Genomic DNA, 21,505 nt, shown 5'->3' on the forward strand with positions numbered 1-21,505 from the left:
AGCACAGCAGGTGAGCGCGCCGTCACGGTACGGCGCGCTCGCCCGCTATCTCGGGGTCAGATTTCTGCTGATCATTCCGACTGCCTGGATTCTCGTCACCGTCGTGTTCTTTCTGATGCGGGTGATCGGTGATCCGATCACCGCGGCCCTCGGTGGTCGCCTACCTGCCGAACAGATCGCCCAGCGCAAGGCCGAGGCCGGCTACGACCGACCCATTCTGACGCAGTACTGGGAGTACCTGACCGGACTGTTGCGCGGCGATTTCGGCCGCTCCGCCACCGACAACCGCGCGATCAGTGACGTCCTGCTCGTCAACGGTGCTGCCACACTGGAATTGGCGTTCTGGGCACTGCTGGTCGCCTTCGCGGTCGGCATCCCGCTCGGATTCTTCGCCGCCACCCATCGGGACCGATTCGGCGACGCCTCGCTGCGGATCTTCGCGATCCTGGCGTACGCGGCTCCGGTGTTCTTCGTCGGCATGTTGCTCAAGCTGCTGTTCGCAGTCAAGCTCGGCTGGCTGCCCGTCGCCGGTCGTGCCAGCACCAATGTGGAACTGGCACTGCAGAACGTCTCGCCCAAGACCAACATTCTGATCGTCGACTCGTTCCTGTACGGCGAGCCGAGCTACATCGTGGACGTGCTCGAGCATGCCGTGCTACCCGCACTCGCCCTGGGTCTGTTGACGGCCGGAGTGTTCCTGAGGCTGGTGCGCGTCAACCTGATTCAGACGTTGCAGGCACCGTTCGTCGACGCTGCGCGCGCTCGCGGATTGAGCGAGGGCACGGTGACGCGACGACATGCGTTCCGCAACGCCATGATTCCCATCGTCACCGTCATCGGCCTGCAGATCGCCGTGCTCCTCGGCGGTGCGGTACTGACCGAGACGACCTTCGAGTGGCAGGGCCTGGGCTACGAACTCGCCCGGTACCTCCAGCAACGCGATTTCGTTGCGGTGCAGGGCATTGTGACGTTCCTGGCCGTCGTGGTCGCCGTCGTCAGCTTCGTCACCGACGCGATCGTCGCACTCATCGACCCGAGAGTGAGGTTCTGATGAGCACCGAAGTCGTGCTGTCCGACGTCCCTCCCACCCGTCCGCACCGTCGAGGATTTCCCGGCGTCGCATTCGTCAAGTCCACGTCGGGGTTGCAACGCGTCACCTTGATCGTCGGGTTGGCGCTGATGGTGGGGTTCGTGATCGCCGCAGTGTTTGCCCCGCTTCTCGCGCCGTACGGGTTCTCGCAGACCAGCGACGCCGGGCAGGATTTCGCCCGACAGGCAGCCCCGTCCGCGCAGCACTGGTTCGGCACCTCGGTTCGCGGTGAGGACGTGTTCTCGCGCGTGATCTACGGTGCCCGAACGGCATTGATGGTGATCGCGTCGTCGTTGATTCTCTCGCTCATCATCGGTGTTCCGCTCGGCCTCGCCTCGGGCTACATCGGCCGTTGGTTCGACCGCGTGCTCGTGCTGTTCATGGACGCGATGTACGCGTTCCCGTCTCTGCTTCTCGCGGTGGTCATCTCGATCGTCGTCGCAGGCGGACAGTCGTCGAGCTTCGGTGGCATCGCATCCGCAGCCATCGCCATCACGGCCATCTTCGTCCCGCAGTACTTTCGCGTCGTGCGCAACGCCACGGTGGCGGTCAAGACCGAACCGTACGTCGACGCCGCCCGTGTCACCGGTGCCGGCACTCCGCGAATCCTGTTCCGTCACATCCTCGCCAATGTGGTGCAGACGCTGCCGGTCATCATCACCCTCAACGGTGCCGAGGCCATCCTGACCCTCGCCGGACTCGGATTCCTCGGATTCGGCATCGAGCCCACCTCCGCCTCGGAGTGGGGATACGACATCAACAAGGCGCTGCCCGATATCTCCAACGGCATCTGGTGGACGTCGGTGTTCCCCGGCCTGGGCATCGTGTTGGTGGTGCTCGGCCTGACCATGGTGGGCGAAAGCGCAAGTGAGACACTCAATCCGCTGCTGCGCACCCGCAAGAAGTTCAAGAAGGCGGTGAAGGTATGACATCGAGTGTTGCAACTCCACGCGAGTCCGCATTGTCGGTGAAGTCGTTGTCCGTCACGTTCCTCACCGACGCCGGCGAAGTCGATGCCGTCACCGAGGTCTCGTTCGAGGTGTTCCCCGGCGAAGTACTGGCCGTGGTGGGGGAGTCCGGATCGGGCAAGTCCGTCAGCGTCCGATCCGCCATCGGCCTGCTCCCCGACACCGCACGCGTCGAAGGACACGTGGTACTCGGTGGCCAGGACGTGACGACGCTGAGCAACAAGGCGTGGGCGCAGTTGCGCGGCAACAAGATTTCGATGGTGTTCCAGGAACCGGGCAGCGCCCTCGATCCGCTGTTCACCATCGGCTATCAGATCGTCGAGGCGTTGCGGGCGCACACACGCGCCAGGAGTGGAGCCGGCGGAACGACCCGAAGTGACGACGGCAAGCGAATGTCGGCGAAGGATGCCAAGATTCGGGCCGTCGAGCTGTTGACGATGGTGGGTCTGCCCAATCCCGAGCAGCGCTTCTCGTACTACCCGCACGAGCTCTCGGGTGGGCAGAAGCAACGCGTCATGATCGCGATCGCCATCTCGTGCGAGGCGAAGGTCATCATCGCCGACGAGCCGACCACCGCTCTCGACGTCACGGTGCAGGCCGAAATCCTGGACCTGCTCCGTGATCTCAAGGATCGGCTCGGCTGCGCCATCGTGCTCATCACCCACAGCATGGGCGTCGTGTCCGACCTGGCCGACCGCGTCGTCGTCATGCAGAACGGCCGCGTCGTCGAGGAAGCTCCGGTGGCGCAACTCTTCGACGCACCCGCCGACGACTACACCAAGAAGCTGCTGGCCGCGGTGCCGACCCTCGCCGCCGTGGAGTCCGACAAGACGGTAGACACCTCGGGAGAACCGGTACTCGACGTCTCGCGTCTGGTGGTGCAGTTCTCCGGCGGCGTCGGCTCACCTGCGTTCCGGGCGGTCGACGACGTCTCGCTCACCATCCACCGCGGCGAAACCCTGGGGCTGGTGGGCGAATCCGGCTCGGGCAAGTCCACGATCGGCAGATGTGTTGCAGCACTGCAGAAGCCGACCAGCGGCAGCGTGACGGTGATGGGGCAGAACATCGCAGGCGTGAGCGAACGCAAGCTGAAGCCGTTACGTAAGCGATTCGGCTTCGTCTTCCAGGACCCGTCCGCATCACTGAACCCCCGACTGACCGTCGGGCAATGCATCGCCGAACCGATGATCGTGCACAAGTACGGCTCCAAGGACGCGATCGCGGCGAGGACGACCGAGTTGCTCGACGCCGTGCAACTGCCGTCGGGCACCGACAAGCGCTACCCCCACGAGCTCTCCGGTGGGCAGCGGCAACGCGTCAGCCTGGCGCGGGCACTGGTGCTGGGACCTGATCTGGTGGTCGCGGACGAGCCGACCAGCGCTCTGGACGTGTCGGTGCAGGCAGCCGTGCTCGACCTGTTCGAGGCGCTGCAGCAGGAATTCGGCTTCGCCTGCCTGTTCATCAGTCACGATCTCGCGGTGGTCGACCGCGTGGCGCACCGCGTGGTGGTACTGCGCAACGGGGCAATCGTGGAAGAGGGGACACCGTGGAAGATCCTGCGATCGCCGGAGGCCGACTACACCAAGAAGCTGTTGGCGGCGATCCCGGGTAAGCGCCTGCACACGTGAATTCTTCTCGCCACCGGGCACTCCGGTACCGTTAGGGCGCTATCTGTGCCGGTAAGGGCGCTGACATGATCGAGTACACAGGCTGGAGCCGAATGACCGAGGAATCCCAACCCACGAGCGCAACTCACTCGGGCGGTGCCTCCTACGCGGCGGCCGGGGTCGACATCGCCGCAGGAGATCGAGCAGTGCAACTGTTCGCGCCGCTCGCCAAGAAGGCCAGCAGGCCCGAGGTCATGGGCGGTCTCGGCGGTTTCGCCGGCCTCTTCGCGCTCAAGGGCGACTATCGCGAGCCCGTCCTGGCCGCCTCGACCGACGGCGTCGGCACCAAGGTGGCCGTGGCGCAGGCGCTCGGCAAGCACGACACCCTCGGCCTCGACCTGGTCGCAATGGTCGTCGACGACCTCGTCGTCTGTGGTGCCGAGCCACTGTTCCTGCAGGACTACATCGCCGTGGGCCGAGTGGTTCCCGAGCAGGTCGCGGAACTGGTCAAGGGCATCGCAGAAGGCTGCATCATCGCCGGTTGCGCACTGCTCGGCGGCGAGACGGCCGAGCACCCGGGACTGATGGCCGACGGCGATTACGACCTCTCGGCCACCGGCATCGGCGTCGTAGAGGCTGATTCGATCCTCGGACCCGAGCGGGTGCGTCCCGGTGACGTCGTCATCGGCATGGGATCGTCGGGTCTGCACTCCAACGGCTACTCCCTCGCGCGCAAGGTGCTGCTGGAGATCAACCACATGGATCTCGGCGGACACGTCGAGGAGTTCGGCCGCACCCTCGGCGAGGAGCTGCTCGAACCGACCAAAATCTACGCCAAGGACTGCCTCGCGCTCGCGGCCGAAACCGACGTGCGCACGTTCTGCCACGTCACCGGCGGCGGATTGGCGAACAACCTCTCACGGGTGATGCCCGAGGGCCTGGTCGCCGAACTCGACCGCACCACGTGGAGCCCTGCCCCGATCTTCTCGCTGATCGCTCAGCGCGGGCGCGTCGAGCGCGCCGAGATGGAGCAGACGTTCAACATGGGAGTCGGCATGGTCGCCATCGTGGCACCCGAGGACGTCGACCGCGCACTCGCCGTGCTGACCGCACGCCACATCGACTGCTGGACGCTGGGTACGGTGAAGAAGGCGACCGGTAAGGACGTCGCCGACGAGCGTGCGCTGCTGCTGGGTAACCACCCGAGGTTCTGATCGCCCGAGGACGGGCAAACAAGTGAGGGGGAGCCGCATCGCGGCTCCCCCTCAGTCGTTGTCGTGCTCAGTACTAGCGTCGCCAGTCCTCGTACTCGTCTTCTTCGACTCGGGAAGGCGCGTCCGAGTCGACGCCGCCACGATGCGAGTTCGACGAACCACCGGAGAGCTCTTGCTGCAGTCTCTCCAAGTCCGTAATAGGCGAGCTGTACTTGAGCTCACGAGCGACCTTTGTCTGCTTTGCCTTAGCCCTGCCTCGGCCCATGGCGGTGCCCCCTCGCGGACTTTCGGGGCGGCCTGGGGAAATTTGGCGGCCCCGTTAGAGTTGGTATTTCTTCCTGGGACACACTCTAGCGCGCGAATCGCCGCGATGCGCAGACGGCACCACGTGTCGGTGCCGGGCGAACGGGCGCGACACGCCCGGAAAATGGGTCGACGCAGCCTGTACCTGCAGAAATCCGTGCACAGGCAAACTATCTCCGTTTCGCGACACGAGAACTACGTGCTGCGCGTCATGGGGAGCGACGCACTCAGGGGTCAGTTGCGCAACGATTTCAGTGCCGCAGCCGCATCGCGGTAGACCTTCGGTGCCAAATCGGGCTGATCGAGCAAAGTGGACATCGCGGTCGCGTCGGTTCCTCGGAACAGGTCGCGAACCGTCACCCCGTGTTGGGGTACCGACTCCACCGTCACCGTGTCACCGCCGCCGAAGACCCCGGGTTCGAGAACTCGGAAGTACGCACCCACATCACCTCGGTCCGCGAAGCGACGGATCCATCTCGGCTGGTCCATCCACCGTGCGAACGTCGCGCAGGGCTTGCGGGCGATCGTCACCTCCAAGGCCACCGTGCCGATGCGAAACCGCGACCCGATCACCGCGTCGGTCACCGGCACACCCTCGGTGCGGAGGTTCTCCCCGAATCGACCCGGTGGAACCGGCACCCCCAGCTCGTCGGCCCAGTGCTGCGCCTCGACCTCGTCGTAGGCGTACACGGCCTGATCGAGTCCACCGTGGAATTTCGTGTCCCGACAGTGATCACCGCCGATGCCGAGCTCGTGCACGTCCACCTGCCCGTCGACGGGCCGCTTGTCGATGCCACTGTCGACCACCGCTCGGCGTCCGAACGGAACATCGGCGTGCACGACGCAGACCGCCAGGACCCTCCCGGTCACCGGCCGCGTAGGCGGTCGACCGCAGCGCGGCCGGCCTGGACGTCGTCGTACGACGGGATCGAGTCCGGATCGATCGACGCGGCACACGGCCCCGCCTCGAGGGCAGTGTCGACCGGAATCGTTCGTTTGAGAAGGGCCAATGCGATCGGCCCCAGCTCGAAGTGGTCGATGACGGTGCCCAGACGGCCCACCGAGCGTCCGCCTGCGGTCACCGGATCGCCCGTGCCGGGCCGACCGTCCGCAGAGCCGTCGAGATGCAGCAGCACCAGGTGCCGGGGCGGGCGACCGAGATTGTGCACGCGCGAGACCGTCTCCTGCCCGCGGTAGCAGCCCTTCTCCAGATGCACCGCGCCGAACTCGGCTGCGCTGCCGATCCAGCGAACCTCGTGCGGAATGGTCTTCTCGTCGGTGTCCACGCCCACCCGCGGACGCAACGATTCCACCCGCAACGCGTCGAACGCCCAGGTTCCGGCCGGGGCGGCCCCGGCGTCGCGCAGTCGGATGAACCACTCGCTCAGACTCGCGCGGGGGATCACCACGTCGTACGAATTCGCGCCCGGCCAGGGCATCCGCCGCACGAAACCGCCGCCGTCGATCGGCGACGCACCGTAGACCTCGCTCGGAGCCGGCAGGCCGGCCTTCTCGAGCACCGACGCCGCGTCGGATCCGAGGACGGTGAGAACGGCGAGTTCGTCGGCCTCACGGGGTTCGGCCTTGGCCCAGAACACCATCTTCTTCAGGAACGACAGCAGATCCGGTCCGGCCGAGCGCTCGGTGTCGATGTACGTGACGCCGGCCAGGTCGGTCTGGACGAAGTGATGCTCGATGCGGCCGTTGACATCCAGGCTCAGATTCTCGGCCGAGCTGCCGTCGGGCAGGTTGGAGACGAGTTGGCTCGAGATCGTGTTCAACCAACTCAGGCGTTCGTCTCCGCTGATGGCCAGCACGAAACGATGGGAACGGTCGATGACGGCAGCGCCGCTGACCGCGTCGCGTTGCTCGCCGAACGGATTGCCGTAATGCCAGGCCACCCCGGCATCGACGCTGTCGTCGGGGGAGGGCACTGCGCCGGGGAGTGTCAGAAGTGGACTCGGGCTGATCGTGACTGTGTCGGACACATCCCCCATAGTAGGAGCCCGTCGGCGCAGCAACTCGGTGACCGGTCCCTTTACACCCTCGAAACGGCGACGACACGGCACCGCGACGACACGGACCTAGCGTGTCGACCCATGAAGAAACTGGCGCATCCGGCCGCGCAGATCGGCCTCGCCGCGATCGGCGGCATCGTGTTCGGGTTGGTGGTCGGCGAGTGGGCCGCGAACCTGAAGTTCATCGGTGATCTGTTCATCCGACTGATCCAGATGTCGATCGTCCCGCTGGTGATGGCTTCGGTCATCGTGGCCACCGGGTCGATGGCGGGGGCGGGAACCGGCAAGATCGCGTTTCGCACCTTCAAGTGGATGATCGGGTTCTCGGTCGTCGCCGCTGTGCTGGCCTGGGTGCTGAGCACCATCATTCGGCCGGGCGCGGGCATGGTGTTCACCCAGCAGCTCGATCCGGCGCTCGAGGAGTCGGCGAGCGAGGCGCTCGGCTGGCAGGACACCCTTCTGAACTTCGTCAGCACCAACGTGTTCGACGCCATGTCGACGGCGACGATGGTGCCGATCATTGTCTTCTCGCTGCTCTTCGGTATCGCGCTGCGCAGTCACATCACCAAGACCGGCAACACCCAGGTGCTCTCGTTCATGGACCAGATCCAGCAGATCGTCCTGACGATGATCCGGCTCGTCATGGTCATCGCCCCGGTAGGTGTGTTCTGCCTGCTCGCCGCGCTCGCCGGCGACGTCGGATTCTCCGTGGTGTCCACCGCGCTGAGCTACCTCGGTACGACGCTGCTCGGGGTGCTGATTCTGTTCGCACTCTTCGTCGTGGTCGTGACGATGCGGACCCGATTGAACCCGTGGAAGCTGCCCAGCAAGCTCACCGAACAGACGGCCGTCGCGGTGACGACGACGAGCTCGGCCGTCACGTTCCCGACGGTGCTGCGCAACACCGTCGAGAAGGTCGGCGTCAGTCAGAAGGTCGCCAACTTCACGCTGTCGATCGGGTTGACGATGGGCTCCTACGGCGCCGTTCTCAACTACATGATCGTGGTGATGTTCCTCGCGCAGGCAGGCAACATCGACCTGAGCCTCGGGCAGATCGTGCTGGGCATGGGCCTGGCGGTTCTGCTGAACATGGGCACCATCACCGTGCCCGGCGGATTCCCCGTCGTCGCGATGTTCCTCGCGACCTCGCTCGACCTTCCCTTCGAGGCCGTCGGCCTGCTGATCGCCGTGGACTGGTTCGCCGGGATCTTCCGTACCTTCCTCAACGTGAACGGAGACACGTTCGTCGCGATGCTCGTCGCCAACGCCGACGACGAGATCGACCGCGAGGTCTACAACGGCACCAAGGTCGTCGTCGCCGAGGATCTCGACCTCGACGAGTACGCCGACGCGCTGGCAACGGCCGACCGAGCGGATTGATCGAACGCGTCCGCTCCCCTCTAAGGTGGCGGGCATGTCGGAGTCGGTAGTGGTGACGTTGGACGGCCGAGTGCACGACGCGAATCGGCCGTTGCTGTTCGCCGACGACCTGGCCGCGGTGCGCGGCGACGGGGTCTTCGAGACGCTGCTCGTGCGCGGCGGCGCGGCCTGTGCGGTCGAGTTGCATCTGGCCCGGCTGGTGGCGTCGGCGAAGGCGCTGGACCTACCCGTCCCCGATCTCGAACAGTGGCGCGCCGTCGTCGAACAGTCCGTGGGTCTGTGGGCGCAGGAGTCGGAGGACGAGGCGGTTCTTCGCGTGGTCCTCAGCCGCGGACGCGAGGGCGGTGGTGACCCCACCGCGTACGTGACGGTGGGGCCGCTGCCCGAGCGAGTGCGGGCAGCGCGCACCGACGGGGTGTCGGTGATCACGCTCGATCGCGGCTACTCGGTGGATTTCTCGTCGGGAGCGCCGTGGCAGCTCGCGGGGGCCAAGACGTTGTCGTATGCGACCAACATGGCCGCGCTGCGGCATGCCGCGGCTCAGGGTGTCGACGACGTGATCTACCTCAGCAGCGAGGGGCGGGTGCTCGAAGGTCCGCGCTCGACGGTGGTGCTCGCGCGCGGTAAGACTCTCGTCACACCGTCCGTCGAACAGGGCATCCTGGCCGGAACCACGGTCGCCGGGTTGTTCGCCGTGGCCGAGTCCGCTGGTTGGACGTGCGAACACGGGCACCTGTATCCCGCGGATCTCATTGCTGCAGAAGGTGTTTGGCTTGTCTCGAGCGTCACTCTCGCGGCTCGGGTCACGGCGATGAACGGCGTTCCCCTGGGCACTCGGAAGCTTGCCGGTGACGTTTCGACGATGGTCGACACGGCCGTGGAGGCGGTCGAAACTCGATAGGAGTCCAACGACCCTGCCGAAAGACTCTTCCCTACTACTAACCGTAGTAGTACATTCGAGTTTGTCGCGGGCCAACGCCCTGACCTGCGGTGTTGCCCGTCACAGCTCGGGTGTGAGAGTTCGGAGTATCGATGGACGCGTTGGATGTCTCGCGGTGGCAGTTCGGTATCACCACCGTTTACCACTTCATTCTCGTACCTCTCACGATCGGCCTCGCGCCGATGGTGGCCGCCATGCAGACCATGTGGGTGATCACCGGGAAGGACTCCTGGTATCGGCTGACCAAGTTCTTCGGCAAACTGTTCCTCATCAACTTCGCCCTCGGCGTCGCGACCGGAATCGTCCAGGAATTCCAATTCGGCATGAACTGGAGCGAATACTCACGGTTCGTCGGTGACGTGTTCGGTGCACCCCTCGCGCTCGAGGGATTGGTCGCGTTCTTCCTCGAGTCCACGTTCCTCGGCCTGTGGATATTCGGCTGGAGCCGACTCCCGAAACTCGTTCACCTGGCGACCATTTGGCTCGTCGCCATCGGCGTCAACGCCTCCGCCTTCTTCATCATCGCAGCCAACTCCTGGATGCAGCATCCCGTCGGCGCGATCTACAACGAAGAGACCGGCCGCGCCGAACTCACGGACATCTGGGCACTGCTCACCAACAACACTGCGCTGGCGGCCTTTCCGCACGCTGTCGCAGGAGCGTTCCTCACCGCCGCGACCTTCGTCGCCGGCATCTCCGGCTGGTGGATGGTGCGTGAGGCTCGCAGGAAGCAGGCTGAGTTCGCTCCGCTGTCCGAAAACGGACTCGCACCGCAGGCTCCGCTCCCGGCCGCTGGGGTCACCACTCTGCAGGCTCCGCTCCCGGCCACGGACTCGCGTTCGATGTTCAGATCCGCAGCACGAATGTCCTTCATCGTCATGATCGTTGCCGGCGGTGCGCTCGCCATCACCGGAGACATTCAGGGCAAGCTCATGTTCGAGCAGCAGCCCATGAAGATGGCCTCCGCAGAATCGTTGTGCGACACCGAGACCGGGGCCAGCTTCTCGCTCCTGACCGTGGGCACCCACAACAACTGCGAATCCGTGATTCACCTCATCGCGATTCCCGGACTCACCTCGTTCCTGGCGGAGAACGACTTCGGTGCCACCGTGCAGGGCGTCAACCAACTGCAGGAGCAGTACGAGCAGCAGTTCGGCCCCGGAAACTACAAGCCGAACCTGTTCGTCACCTACTGGGCGTTCCGAATGATGATCGGACTGGCCGCCGGCTCGGCCCTGCTCGCCATCGCGGGTCTGTGGGTCACCCGGGGTGGCCGGATTCCCGACCAGAAGTGGTTCTCGTGGTTGTCGCTGCTGGCGATTCCGACGCCGTTCCTCGCCAACAGTGCGGGCTGGATCTTCACCGAAATGGGCCGTCAGCCATGGGTTGTCGCGCCGAACCTCTCGGGAGTCGATCAGATACGGCTGACCGTGGACCAGGGCGTGTCCGACCATCCCGTCGGCCTCGTTCTCGCCTCGCTGGTGACGTTCACACTGCTGTACGCCGCCCTCGGTGGTGTCTGGTTCTTCCTTCTTCGTCGCTATGTCATCGAAGGGCCTCTCGACCACGACGCGCATCCGCACGTCGATCCACCGGAATCGGAAGACGAAGAGCCCAAACAGCTCTCGTTCGCGTACTAGGGGAAAACCATGTCACTACCCGAATTCTGGTTCTTCGTCATCGCCTTCTTCTTCGTCGGCTACTTCGTGCTCGAAGGTTTCGACTTCGGCGTCGGCATGCTCATGCCGATCCTGGGCAGGCATCCCGACGCCGCCACGGGGGAGAAGCGCAGGCGTGCGGTTCTGAACACGATCGGCCCGGTCTGGGACGGCAACGAGGTGTGGCTCATCACCGCAGGTGGCGCACTGTTCGCGGCCTTCCCGGAGTGGTACGCCACGTTGTTCTCGGGCTTCTACCTGCCGCTGCTGCTCATCCTGGTGGCGCTGATCTTGCGTATCTGCGCCATCGAATGGCGCGGCAAGATCGACGACCCGGTGTGGCGTCGGCGCTGCGACATCGGCATCGGCATCGGCTCGTGGGTTCCGGCGGTGCTGTGGGGCGTCGCGTTCGCCAACATCGTGCGCGGCGTCGCGATCGACGAGAACAAGAAGGTCACCGCAGGCTTCTTCGATCTGCTCAACCCGTACGCTCTGCTCGGCGGTGCCACCATGGCTTTGGTGTTCGCCCTGCACGGCGCGGTGTTCATCGCGCTCAAGACTTCCGGGGACGTGCACGAGGATTCCGTGAAAATTGCGGCGCGCCTGTCGGTTCCGGCAGTTCTCGTCGGCGGCACCTTCGCCCTGTGGACCCAACTCGCGCACGGCAAGACCTGGACGTGGCTACTCGTCGCGGTGGCCGCTGTCGCACTGCTTCTCGTCGTCGCGCTGACGGCGAAAGTGCGTGAAGGCTGGGCATTCGTCTTCACCAGCGTTGCCATCGTTGCCGTCGTGGTGCTGTTGTTCGCCTCGCTGTTCCCCAATGTCATGCCGTCCACTACGGATGCCGCGTTCGATCTCACCATCGCGAACGCGTCGTCGAGCCCGTACACGTTGAAGGTCATGACGTGGGCTGCAGCCTTCGCCGCCCCTGTCGTTCTCGGATATCAGGCCTGGACGTACTGGGTCTTCCGCCAGCGCATTTCGAGTGCCCAGATTCCGGATTCGATCGGACTGACGGTGAAATCGTGACCGCGCCCGCTGCGCCGCGGGGACGGGCGAAGGGGCCCGTAGATCCGCGACTGTGGAAATACTCTCGATCGGCGCGAGGCTACCTGGTCGTCACTGTCGCTCTGTCGACCGTCGTCACCCTGTGCATCATCGTCGGCGCGCTTGCGATCGGCCGCGTACTGGCAGGCGTCATCACCGACCCGACGGCACGGTCGTTGTCCGCCTGGACGACGGAACTGGCCGTGCTGGCGGGCGCAATGGCCGTCCGTGTGCTCGCCACCGGAGCCCAGTCCCGCTATGCGCACCGGTCGGCGTCGCGTGTGGTGGCCGAGCTCGAAGTCGAGGTACTCACGGCAGCAACCCGTTTCGAGCCCCGAGAGCTCGACCGCGAACGGGAGGAGTTGACCGTCGTCGTCACCCGAGCCATCGGGGGTCTGCGCGCCTACCTGACCGGATACCTGCCGGCGCTGGTGTCCGCGGTCATCGTCACTCCGCTCGTTCTGGTCGTCATCGTCACTCAGGACGTGACCTCGGCTGTGGTCATCGCGGTGACCCTGCCGCTCATCCCGATCTTCATGATTCTGATCGGGTTGCTGACCAAGGGCCGAGCCGCGGCGACGCTCACCACGATGACCCGGTTGTCTGCGCAGTTGCTCGATCTACTGGCCGGTCTGCCGACCTTGCGCGCGCTGCGCCGCGAACACGGCCCGGCCGCTCGCATCCGCGCACTGGGCGACGCCCATCGACGAACCACGATGCGCGCGTTGAAGGTTGCCTTCCTCTCGTCGATGGTGCTGGAGTTGCTCGCGACCCTGTGTGTCGCACTGGTGGCCGTCGGCATCGGCTTGCGCTTGGTCTTCGGGGAGATGACGCTCGAAGCGGGCATCATCGCGTTGATCCTCGCCCCCGAGGTGTACTTCCCGCTGCGCGCCGTGGGGACCCAGTTCCACGCAGCAGAGGACGGCGTCGAGGCCGCGGAGCGAGCCTTCCGGGTCCTGGACCGGCGTACGACACAGCCGACCGGTGGCCGGACCGTGAACGCGACAACCGCGGACATCGAACTCGTCGGACTCACCGTCGCGAGCCGGGACGGTAACGCTCCGGCCGGACTGAGTGCGCTGTGCCGAACGGGCACCATCACGGTACTGACCGGCCCCAACGGCTCGGGTAAATCGACTGCGCTGCAAGCCGTTCTGGGGCTCACGTCGCCGACGAGCGGTGCGGTACTCGTCGGCGGGGTGCCCGTGGTCGATCTCGATCTCGACCGGTGGTGGGCTCAGATCGCCTGGCTCCCGCAGCGGCCGGTGCTGCTTCCCGGCACGCTGTACGAGAACGTCACCCTCCACGGTGTGCCCGACGCCGATGCACTGGACGCAGCCTGCCGCGCTTCGGGATTCGACGCCGTACTCCGAGAGCACCCGAACGGCTGGAACACTCGCGTCGGGCAGGGCGGAGTGGGTCTGTCCCTCGGCGAACTGCAACGCCTGGCCCTGACCCGAACCTTCGTCTCCGACGCGACGGTGATGGTACTGGACGAGCCGACGGCGCACCTGGACGCGGCGAGTGAACAGACCGTGCTGCACGCCATTCGAGATGCAGCCGACCGAGGCGTCACCGTGGTGATGGTCGGTCACCGGCGCGCGGTGCTGCACGCCGCCGATCGCGTCGTCGAGGTGCGAAGCAGTTCGCCGGTGGTACCGGAGTTCGATCATGTCTGACCTACGACGCGCACTGGCCCTGTTCGAGCTCTCCCCGCGCAGGGTGGCACTGGCGGTGGCGGCCGGCGTGGCAACACTCGGCAGCGCACTGGCTCTCGCCGCACTGTCGGCATGGTTGATCACCCGAGCCTGGCAGATGCCTCCGGTGATGGACCTGACCGTCGCAGTGGTAGCCGTTCGGGCGCTGGGCATCTCGCGCGGTGTGTTCCGCTACCTCGAACGATTGACCACGCACGACGCGGCCCTACGCGGTACGACGGCAGCGCGCACGAGGATCTACGAGCAATTGGCGAACGGACACGGCGCGCTCGCTCTGCGGCGCGGTGACGTACTGGCTCGCACCGGGGCGGACGTCGACGTGCTCGGCGACGTTGTCATACGCGCGATCGTCCCCATCTGTGTCAGCGTCGTGATGATGCTCGCAGCCGTGGGACTGCTCGCCGGTATCGCACCTGCTGCTGCGTCGATCCTGGCGGTGTCGTTGCTGATCGCCGGGGTGGGCGCACCGATTCTGGCGGCGCGGTCGGCGAGGATCGCCGAGGAGGCCGGAGCCGACGCCGACGCGCGGTTCGCCGAGACCGCCGTCCGAGCACTCGACCACGCCGCGGAACTGCGGGTCGCCGGGCGCCTCGACGCGACCCTCGCCGAAGCCCGCGGCGCAGCGCAGGATTCGGTGACTGCCCGCGACCGGGCGGCGCGACCGTCGGCGCTGGCCGATGCCGCAGTTCCGTTGTCGATCGGTGCATCGGTGATCGGGTCCTTTCTCGTCGGCATCGGGCTGTACGGACCGACCGGAGGTACCGCAGGTGGCATGACTCCGATGGCTCTGGCGATCATCGTGCTGGTTCCGCTCGCCGCCTTCGAGGCAACCGCGGCACTCCCCGGGGCGGCAATCGCCCTGATGCGTGGACGAATCGCGGCCACTCGAGTCATGGCGATGCTGGATGCGGCTCCGCCGCATGTGAGTAGAAACTCGACCCCTGCTACGAACTTCCGTGCACATGCGCGGAGCGCACTCATCGGGCCCAGCGGATCGGGCAAGTCCACGATGCTGCGGGAGTTCGCCGAGGAATGCGGTTCGGACGCAGCGCTGTTCGCCGAGGACGCGCATCTGTTCGACACCTCGATTCTGGAGAACCTACGTGTGGTGCGCGGCGATGTCGACGAAGCACAGGCATCGGATGCGCTGCGACGCGTGGGCCTTGGCCCATGGCTCGACGCGCAGCCCCTCGGGGTTCACACCACCCTGGTCGGCGGTGCGCAGGCCGTCTCGGGCGGAGAACGGCGCAGACTGCTGTTGGCTCGCGCTGTGCTCAGTACGGCCCCGATCGTGCTGCTGGACGAGCCGACCGAACATCTCGACCGAATCTCCGGTGAACAGCTACTGCGAGAGTTGCTCACCACCGACGACGGCCTGTTCGGAGCCGATCGAATCGTGGTGGTCGTCACTCATCAACTGCCGGAGAACACCGACGCCGACCAGGTGATCGACCTCGGCTCGAATCGTGGGAAAAAACTCTTTGCCGACTCGGAAACTCGGGCGTACGTTGTGAAGTACACGAGAGAGGAGGTGGTCTGAAGTTGATGAACTCTAGGACGCGTGAGGTGGCTGTCAGCTAGCCGCAATCGCTGACGGATTCACTGCGAAGACCGCGCGAGCGGCAAGCGAATCCCAGGCAGCTACCCGGCCCCCGAGCCCCCGACCTGTCCGGTCGGGACCTGACATCAGGTATGGCTCGGGGGCCGTTCGCTGTGGGTACCGAAGTGGTTGTGTCTCAGCCGATGTAGCGAGACAGGCGCGCGGACAACCGCGGTGCCAGTGGGCCGTCGGCGACGACGCGTTCCTCGACGTATGCGAGATCCCCGCCTTCGACGATGCCGTAGAGCCGCTTGGCCCCGCCGACCAACGCACCCGAAGTGCTACGGATGACGACATCGGTGGCCAGTTCCCAGGACGACTTGGTCAGGGCGTGGCCGTAATACAGTTCGACGACTCCGGTGCTGTGGGTCAGCAGCAGTTCGACGAGCTCTTCGTCCTCGGAACCCTTGAGCCCGTGGCCTCCGCTCATCCGCCAGAATCCGGTTTCGCGGAGGTCGGGATATGCGAAGTTGCCGTCGGAGTCGAGTCGCCACGAACGCGATTCCCAGCTCAGGTAGCTACCGCCGTCGTGAGTGACGACGATCTGCTGACCGAAGGGATAGTCGGTACCCGACTCGGGGTCGTGGCCCTCGCCCTCGCCACGCCACACGCCGACGAGCGGCAGCAGAGCGAGCATCGACGGGTGCAGATCGGGGCCGAGGCGAAGATTGGCCGTGTCGTCGGGGTGCGGGATGTCCGGCAGGACCGGAACGTTCCGCGTCGACGCGTCGGCGAACTTCTGTTCGGCAGCCGCTATTGCTTCGTCGCCACTGGTGACGGGGGTGTCGAGCCCCTCGTCAGCTCTGCCGGGTTGCCCCGCAACCGGTTCTGTCACGACTCGTCGTTGACCAGTCGGTAGACGACGTAGAGCGAGAACGCGATGATGGCTACTGCCGCAAGAACGAGAAGTAGCTCGAAGAAGATGACCACGAGTGCGAGTTTAACCCGCAGCGATCGTCGTCGAGGACAGCGGCCCGAATACCGCCTGTGTCCTTGGTGACATCCAACCGAATTCGGGGCCTCGAGTGCGCTGGATCACTCATAGCGGTGGAGAAATCCTGTCGAGCAGGTACCTTCTTCGGGGGGCGTCGGGCGCTCGAGGGTGAGTTTCCGATGTTGTTCACTGTGTTCTGTCACGAAGGCTGGGGAGGTCTCCGCAACAATGCTGCGTCGTAAACGGGCTCTGACATCGTCGTTCGGTCTGTTGTTGATCAGGTCGGCGGTGGTGACCCTGGCGTTGGCGCTGGCCGCTCCCGCAGCCGCACTCGCCGCTCCGGACTCGGGATCGGCAGAGTCGGGATCATCGGACTCCGGTTCCGCCGACGCGGGTTCCTCCGACTTCGGATCGTCGCAGGGCCCGAACATCGACCCCAACAACTACGCGCAGGACTGCCCCGATGTGCTGGTGCTGGCGGTGTCCGGTGCCACCGACTCGGCGTCGGACCGCAATCCTCTGGCCGAGCAGGCGTCCACGGTCGCGTCGAACTGGGTCGGGAACGTGACGGTCCCGGTCGGTGAGGCCAATGCCGACAGCCCGGGTACCGTCGGCTGGCTCTACGTCCCGTACGCCTCGACGTACGGCTTCGACGTTCTGGACGACGTGCCGACCTACCACGAGTCGATCGTGGAAGGTGTCGCAACGACCAATCGTCTGATGGACGAGTACAAGGGCAAGTGTGGAGATCGAACCAAGTTCGTACTCCTCGGATACAGCGTCGGCGGCGAAGTACTCGATCGTTTGTCCACCGAGATCGGCGCGCGTGACTCGAGTGCCCTGGTCAACGGCGACGACATCGCAGGCGTGATCATGGTCGGTTCGCCCTACCGCCCGGCCGGTGTGCCGAATTTCGGTGACGAGCCGGGTGAGTCGCTCGGTGGCTTCATGGACCAGTCGCCGCGGGATTACGGAACGCTGACCGACAAGGTCACCTGGTCGTGCCGGCCGTGGGATCTGGCGTGCGACGCTCCGGACGACATCGAACTTCTGCAGCTCGCCCTCGAGGTCATCTCGCAGATGCGGCTGACCGTCCTCAACCCGGTACAGACCGTGTCCGACTTCGCGCGCGCAGTGACGACCATTGCTTCGCGCGCGATCGTCGATATCGCCACCGACAAATCATGGGTCACCTCCGACGAGACTCTGCTGCAGGTCTTGGTGAGGGTGGCGGACGTGGATTACACCGTCGCCGATCAGCAGGCGGTGGACGCATTGACACCGGAGCAGCTCCTCGCCGATCTCAACTGGGCGATGGGGCCCGGTGCCGAGACCGTCGAAGCCAAGCTCCGTGCCGAGGCCACCGGGTTCGAGGAGAACAACAAGGGCATCGCCGACGTCGTGCTCGGGCCCTACCTGGCGCTCGGCTTCCTGCAGCACCTGTCCTACTGGTACAACGACCCCAACGACGGGTACGAGTGGGAGAGCGAGAAGATGGTCGCGTGGATCACCGACCTTGCGCGCGCCGAACGCGAGAAGAAGAACGCACCGCAGACGGCGGCACCTGAAGCCCCCGCCCCGGAGACCGCACCCGAACCCCGCCTGCTGCCGGAGCCCGGAACGGTCACGCAGGTGAGCGATCTCGGAGCGTTCCTCGAATCGCAGGGCATTCCGGTACCGGAAGGGATGTTCCCGCCGCAGTATTCGACGGTTCCCGATCCCGCCGCCTCTGTGCCCGTCCCGAACTAGAAGCCTCCACCGAGCCGAAAGAACCCCGCACCTGCGAGCAGGTGCGGGGTTCTTCTCGTTCGAAGCGAGCGGTTCGGATCAGACTCCGACGGTGACGTTCGCCGAGTGCACGCCTGCGCCCTCGGGAGCGATCACGGTGTCGCCGTTGCCCGATGCCGACAGGGCGCGCAGCGTCCACTGTCCGGGAGCGGCGAAGAACCGGAAGTCTCCGGTGCCCGACGCGACGACCTCTGCGGTGAATTCGCCGCTGCCGTCGAGCAGCCGCACGAATGCGCCTGCTACGGGCTCACCGTCGCCGGCGAGGACGCGGCCGGTGATGACCGTTTCCTTCTCGACGTCGACACCTGCGGGGATGGTCTGGCCTTGTACGGGTGCTCCACACATATCAGTGAACCTCCAGCTCGATGGGTGCTCCGACGAGAGAGCCGTACTCGACCCAGCTGCCGTCGTAGTTCTTGACGTCTTCCTTGCCCAGGAGCTCCTTGAGGACGAACCAGGTGTGGCTCGAACGCTCACCGATGCGGCAATAGGCGATGGTGGCCTTGCTGTCGTCGTAGCCCTTGGTCTTGTACAGCTCTTCGAGCGCTTCGTCGGACTTGAACGTGCCGTCCTCGTTGGCGGTGGTGCTCCACGGGATGTTGATCGCGGACGGCACGTGGCCACGCTGCTGCGCCTGCTCCTGCGGAAGGTGAGCCGGGGCGAGGATCTTGCCCGAGAACTCGTCGGGCGAACGCACGTCGATCAGGTTCTTGTTGCCGATGGCGTCGATGACCTCGTCGCGGAACGCGCGGATCGACAGGTCGGGTGCCTCGGCGCGGTACTGCGTGGTCTCACGGCTGACGACGTCCTTGGACAGCGCGCGGCCGTCGAGTTCCCACTTCTTGCGTCCACCGTCGATGAGCTTGACGTCCTTGTGGCCGTACAGCTTGAAGTACCAGTAGGCGTAAGCGGCGAACCAGTTGTTGTTTCCGCCGTACAGCACGATGGTGTCGTCGTTGCTGATGCCCTTGGCCGACAGCAGGTCCGAGAACTGTTCCTGATTGAGGAAGTCGCGGCGAACCGGGTCCTGCAGGTCCTTACGCCAGTCGAGCTTGACCGCACCTTCGATGTGTCCGCCGTCGTAGGCGCTTGCGTCCTCGTCGACCTCGACGAAGACGGTCTTCGGTGCGTTCAGGTTCTGCTCGGCCCAGTCGGCAGAGACCAGGACGTCGGAGCGAGCCATGGTGTTCCTTTCGGTCTTTCTCTATGGATCGGTGAAGGTCGAGACAGGACTGCAGCCTGCTCAAGCGACCCTGTTCAGGATGCGGTGTGCGAGGTGGTGCGCAGCCGCGAGGCGAGGGGGTAGATCATGCAGCCGAGGCAGACCGCGAACGCGGCGTTGAGGAAGGCCGCGAACAACGCGAAGCCTGCCGCCACGGTTCCGACGACGGGAGCGCCGATCGCGAAGCCGAGGACTCCCACGGCGGCGAACACGAAGCCCACCAGTTGAGCGAACTTCAACGGTGCCACCGGCTCTCGTTCGCTGGTGGGGGAGAGCCGCGGTGCGACGAATGTCGCGTAGATCGTGCCGTACGGACTGCGCTTGGGTCCGCGGACGGCTCCGATTCCGAACACGATCGCCTGTAGCCCGAGCAGGATTGCCGCCGCGGGGACCGAGAACGTGGTCAGGAGGAGAACGACGACCAGAACGGCGGTGGTGATCCACGCCGCGAAGCGTGGACCACGAACGTCCACCTGGTCGATCGTGGCAGTGGGGGTGGTGGTCCGGGTGTCGGGTGTCGACATCGAGAAGTACTCCTGTGCGAGGTCGGGGCACGCCGCATCGGCAGTGCTCGGACATGGATTTCGATCATCGGGCCGTCATCACGCATGGGCGTGGCGGCAGAAGGAAATCAGCAGCAGCGACAGCAACAACCGCCCAGTCGGCACAGATCGACTGTGCGACGACTGGTGAGCATCAGCTCGCGGCAGGAGAACACGAAGAGCATCGTACCCGCTACCAGCGGCGCGTCCTACCGCCGGTCCGAAGAAGCGTGGTCAGAGAGCGTCGAGTGCGGACCGCAGCGCCGCAGCGGACGGCACACCCGCGATTCTGGAGCGCCGTTGCAATCGGGTGTCGAGTACGAAAGTGGTGGGCAGTGACAGCACGCCCAGTTCGCGAGCGAGGATCGGATGGGCGTCGATGTCGAGTTCGAGTTCGCGGGCATCGCTCCGGTCGTCGAGCACCTGCTGGACGACACGTCGCACGGCTGCGCACGGTCCGCACCAGTCGGCCGAGAAGTGCAGGACGGTCGCAGAGTCGGTCGTGGCACCCGCGTCGAGCAGGAGTGGGTACAGGTCGTCGGTCTCGGTGTCGGGCTCACGCACCGCCCGCACGGCACCCGAGCGGCGGCGCAGGAACAATCCGGTAGCAACGGCAAGGATCGCCACGACGACGAGAACTGTGATCCCTGTCACGGCTTTTCGATTTCGTTGAGGTCGATGGTCACGTTCTCGCCCGATCCTTCGACGACGATCTGCGAGCCCTCCGCATAGACGTCGGTCGGGACGAGCCCGAAGGGCAGGCTCTGACGCTCGATGGTCTTGGTGAACAGTCCGAGAACCGTGGGCTTGGCGAAATCGGGGATCGAGAAGTCCGCCTGGCCCTCCGGGCCGAAATAGAAGTCCGACGCCACGATGGCGACGCCGTCACCTTCGAGCAACAGGTCGGCCTGCACGCTCACGGTCGTCTCGATCGGGCCGACCGGAACCGTTCCGGTCAGCACGACGCCCCCGGTAGTGGTCATGCCCGATCCGCCGGAGCCGCCGGTGCCGTCCGACTTGTCGGCCGGGGGCGCGGAAACCTGCAGGTCGACGATGCCGAGGAACCGGCCGAGGTCCGTGGCCTCGATCCGTACGCGGCCGTCGAGCTCGTCCACGGGAATCGCCCGCACGTTGTTGTCGATCAAGTCGGACAACTCGATGTGCACGCCGCGGAGATTGGCCTCGATCGTCGTCGAGCCGACGTATTCGGTCGGCACGTCCTGCGCGCGGATCTCGATGTTCTGGTAGCGCCCGTCCGCGGCCTGGGTGAGGAACGGGAAACCGTGCACGATCACCTGAGGGTCCGAGGTGAGCTCACCGCCGGCGCGGATCGCGCGGGAGACTCGATACTCCGAGTAGGCCGCAGCGCCGAAATCCACCACGAGGGTGAGGGCCAGCAGGCTGGCGAGTCCGATGAGAAGTGTGCGCACGGGTCCATTGTGACCGACGAATCGCGCACTGCCCTCTTCGGCCGGT

Annotated in this window: 20 protein-coding genes; 11 read left to right on the plus strand and 9 right to left on the minus strand. The window is 65.5% G+C overall.

Features of this window, described 5'->3' with window-relative positions:
* Nucleotides 1–10: 10 nt before the first annotated feature.
* The 4 genes from CH256_RS03655 to purM all read left to right on the plus strand — a co-directional run bounded on the left by CH256_RS03655 (nt 11) and on the right by purM (nt 4,879).
* On the plus strand, nt 11–1,051 hold the full coding sequence (locus CH256_RS03655; RefSeq protein WP_176460326.1) for an ABC transporter permease: 1,041 nt from the start codon (nt 11–13) through the stop codon (nt 1,049–1,051).
* Nucleotides 1,051–2,019 (plus strand): ABC transporter permease, encoded by a 969-nt coding sequence (locus CH256_RS03660; RefSeq protein WP_037194582.1) that lies wholly within the window; start codon nt 1,051–1,053, stop codon nt 2,017–2,019. Before CH256_RS03655 ends, CH256_RS03660 begins: the two co-directional genes overlap by 1 nt.
* Nucleotides 2,016–3,686 (plus strand): ABC transporter ATP-binding protein, encoded by a 1,671-nt coding sequence (locus CH256_RS03665; protein ID WP_094639296.1) that lies wholly within the window; start codon nt 2,016–2,018, stop codon nt 3,684–3,686. The genes CH256_RS03660 and CH256_RS03665 overlap by 4 nt, the downstream gene beginning before the upstream one ends.
* A 92-nt stretch (nt 3,687–3,778) precedes the next feature.
* Nucleotides 3,779–4,879, plus strand: coding sequence for a phosphoribosylformylglycinamidine cyclo-ligase (purM, locus tag CH256_RS03670; RefSeq protein ID WP_032376541.1), 1,101 nt, complete (start codon nt 3,779–3,781; stop codon nt 4,877–4,879).
* A 73-nt stretch (nt 4,880–4,952) separates the two neighbouring features.
* On the opposite strand, the gene CH256_RS03675 is transcribed toward purM, so the two are convergent.
* From CH256_RS03675 to ygfZ, 3 genes are all read right to left on the minus strand, one after another.
* Complete coding sequence (locus CH256_RS03675) at nt 4,953–5,144, minus strand: DUF3073 domain-containing protein (RefSeq protein WP_082898823.1); 192 nt, start codon at nt 5,142–5,144, stop codon at nt 4,953–4,955.
* Nucleotides 5,145–5,416: 272 nt separating this feature from the next.
* The gene (locus tag CH256_RS03680; RefSeq protein WP_094639297.1) at nt 5,417–6,052 is read right to left on the minus strand and encodes an MOSC domain-containing protein; all 636 of its coding nucleotides are present in this window, start codon (nt 6,050–6,052) and stop codon (nt 5,417–5,419) included.
* Nucleotides 6,049–7,179 (minus strand): CAF17-like 4Fe-4S cluster assembly/insertion protein YgfZ, encoded by a 1,131-nt coding sequence (gene ygfZ, locus CH256_RS03685; protein WP_094639298.1) that lies wholly within the window; start codon nt 7,177–7,179, stop codon nt 6,049–6,051. Before ygfZ ends, CH256_RS03680 begins: the two co-directional genes overlap by 4 nt.
* 102 nt (nt 7,180–7,281) lie before the next feature.
* On the opposite strand from ygfZ, the gene CH256_RS03690 reads away from it, so the two are divergent.
* The 6 genes from CH256_RS03690 to CH256_RS03715 all read left to right on the plus strand — a co-directional run bounded on the left by CH256_RS03690 (nt 7,282) and on the right by CH256_RS03715 (nt 15,483).
* Nucleotides 7,282–8,580 (plus strand): dicarboxylate/amino acid:cation symporter, encoded by a 1,299-nt coding sequence (locus CH256_RS03690; RefSeq protein WP_068049893.1) that lies wholly within the window; start codon nt 7,282–7,284, stop codon nt 8,578–8,580.
* 34 nt (nt 8,581–8,614) lie between these two features.
* A complete protein-coding gene (locus CH256_RS03695; protein ID WP_094668892.1) occupies nt 8,615–9,481 on the plus strand; it encodes an aminodeoxychorismate lyase in 867 nt (288 codons plus the stop codon).
* 131 nt (nt 9,482–9,612) lie between these two features.
* Nucleotides 9,613–11,160, plus strand: coding sequence for a cytochrome ubiquinol oxidase subunit I (locus CH256_RS03700; RefSeq protein WP_068049889.1), 1,548 nt, complete (start codon nt 9,613–9,615; stop codon nt 11,158–11,160).
* A gap of 9 nt (nt 11,161–11,169) precedes the next feature.
* Nucleotides 11,170–12,207 carry a cytochrome d ubiquinol oxidase subunit II gene (gene cydB / locus CH256_RS03705; protein ID WP_068049888.1) on the plus strand — a complete coding sequence of 346 codons (1,038 nt, stop codon included), beginning with the start codon at nt 11,170–11,172 and terminating at the stop codon, nt 12,205–12,207.
* The gene (gene cydD, locus CH256_RS03710) at nt 12,204–13,904 is read left to right on the plus strand and encodes a thiol reductant ABC exporter subunit CydD (protein ID WP_068049886.1); all 1,701 of its coding nucleotides are present in this window, start codon (nt 12,204–12,206) and stop codon (nt 13,902–13,904) included. Before cydB ends, cydD begins: the two co-directional genes overlap by 4 nt.
* A complete protein-coding gene (locus CH256_RS03715; protein ID WP_082898824.1) occupies nt 13,897–15,483 on the plus strand; it encodes an amino acid ABC transporter ATP-binding/permease protein in 1,587 nt (528 codons plus the stop codon). The genes cydD and CH256_RS03715 overlap by 8 nt, the downstream gene beginning before the upstream one ends.
* Before the next feature lie 196 nt (nt 15,484–15,679).
* Here CH256_RS03715 and CH256_RS03720 read toward each other — a convergent pair whose 3' ends face one another.
* Entirely contained in the window at nt 15,680–16,300 is a 621-nt protein-coding gene (locus CH256_RS03720) for an FABP family protein (protein WP_179271990.1), read from the minus strand.
* Nucleotides 16,301–16,705: 405 nt separating this feature from the next.
* Between CH256_RS03720 and CH256_RS03725 the strand changes: the two genes are divergently transcribed.
* Nucleotides 16,706–18,226, plus strand: a complete 1,521-nt coding sequence (locus tag CH256_RS03725) for a cutinase family protein (RefSeq protein WP_094668894.1) — start codon at nt 16,706–16,708, stop codon at nt 18,224–18,226.
* A 78-nt stretch (nt 18,227–18,304) separates the two neighbouring features.
* On the opposite strand, the gene CH256_RS03730 is transcribed toward CH256_RS03725, so the two are convergent.
* The 5 genes from CH256_RS03730 to CH256_RS03755 all read right to left on the minus strand — a co-directional run bounded on the left by CH256_RS03730 (nt 18,305) and on the right by CH256_RS03755 (nt 21,459).
* Complete coding sequence (locus tag CH256_RS03730; protein ID WP_037194601.1) at nt 18,305–18,610, minus strand: DUF1416 domain-containing protein; 306 nt, start codon at nt 18,608–18,610, stop codon at nt 18,305–18,307.
* A gap of 1 nt (nt 18,611) precedes the next feature.
* On the minus strand, nt 18,612–19,448 hold the full coding sequence (locus tag CH256_RS03735) for a sulfurtransferase (protein ID WP_068049880.1): 837 nt from the start codon (nt 19,446–19,448) through the stop codon (nt 18,612–18,614).
* Nucleotides 19,449–19,522: 74 nt separating this feature from the next.
* Nucleotides 19,523–20,011 (minus strand): DUF4395 domain-containing protein, encoded by a 489-nt coding sequence (locus CH256_RS03740; RefSeq protein WP_068049878.1) that lies wholly within the window; start codon nt 20,009–20,011, stop codon nt 19,523–19,525.
* A gap of 252 nt (nt 20,012–20,263) precedes the next feature.
* Entirely contained in the window at nt 20,264–20,683 is a 420-nt protein-coding gene (locus CH256_RS03750; protein WP_094668895.1) for a thioredoxin family protein, read from the minus strand.
* On the minus strand, nt 20,680–21,459 hold the full coding sequence (locus CH256_RS03755; protein WP_094668898.1) for an LmeA family phospholipid-binding protein: 780 nt from the start codon (nt 21,457–21,459) through the stop codon (nt 20,680–20,682). Before CH256_RS03755 ends, CH256_RS03750 begins: the two co-directional genes overlap by 4 nt.
* Between the last annotated feature and the right edge of the window lie 46 nt (nt 21,460–21,505).

The sequence above is a fragment of the Rhodococcus sp. 05-2254-6 genome (assembly GCF_002258565.1).
Classification (GTDB): Bacteria; Actinomycetota; Actinomycetes; order Mycobacteriales; family Mycobacteriaceae; genus Rhodococcoides.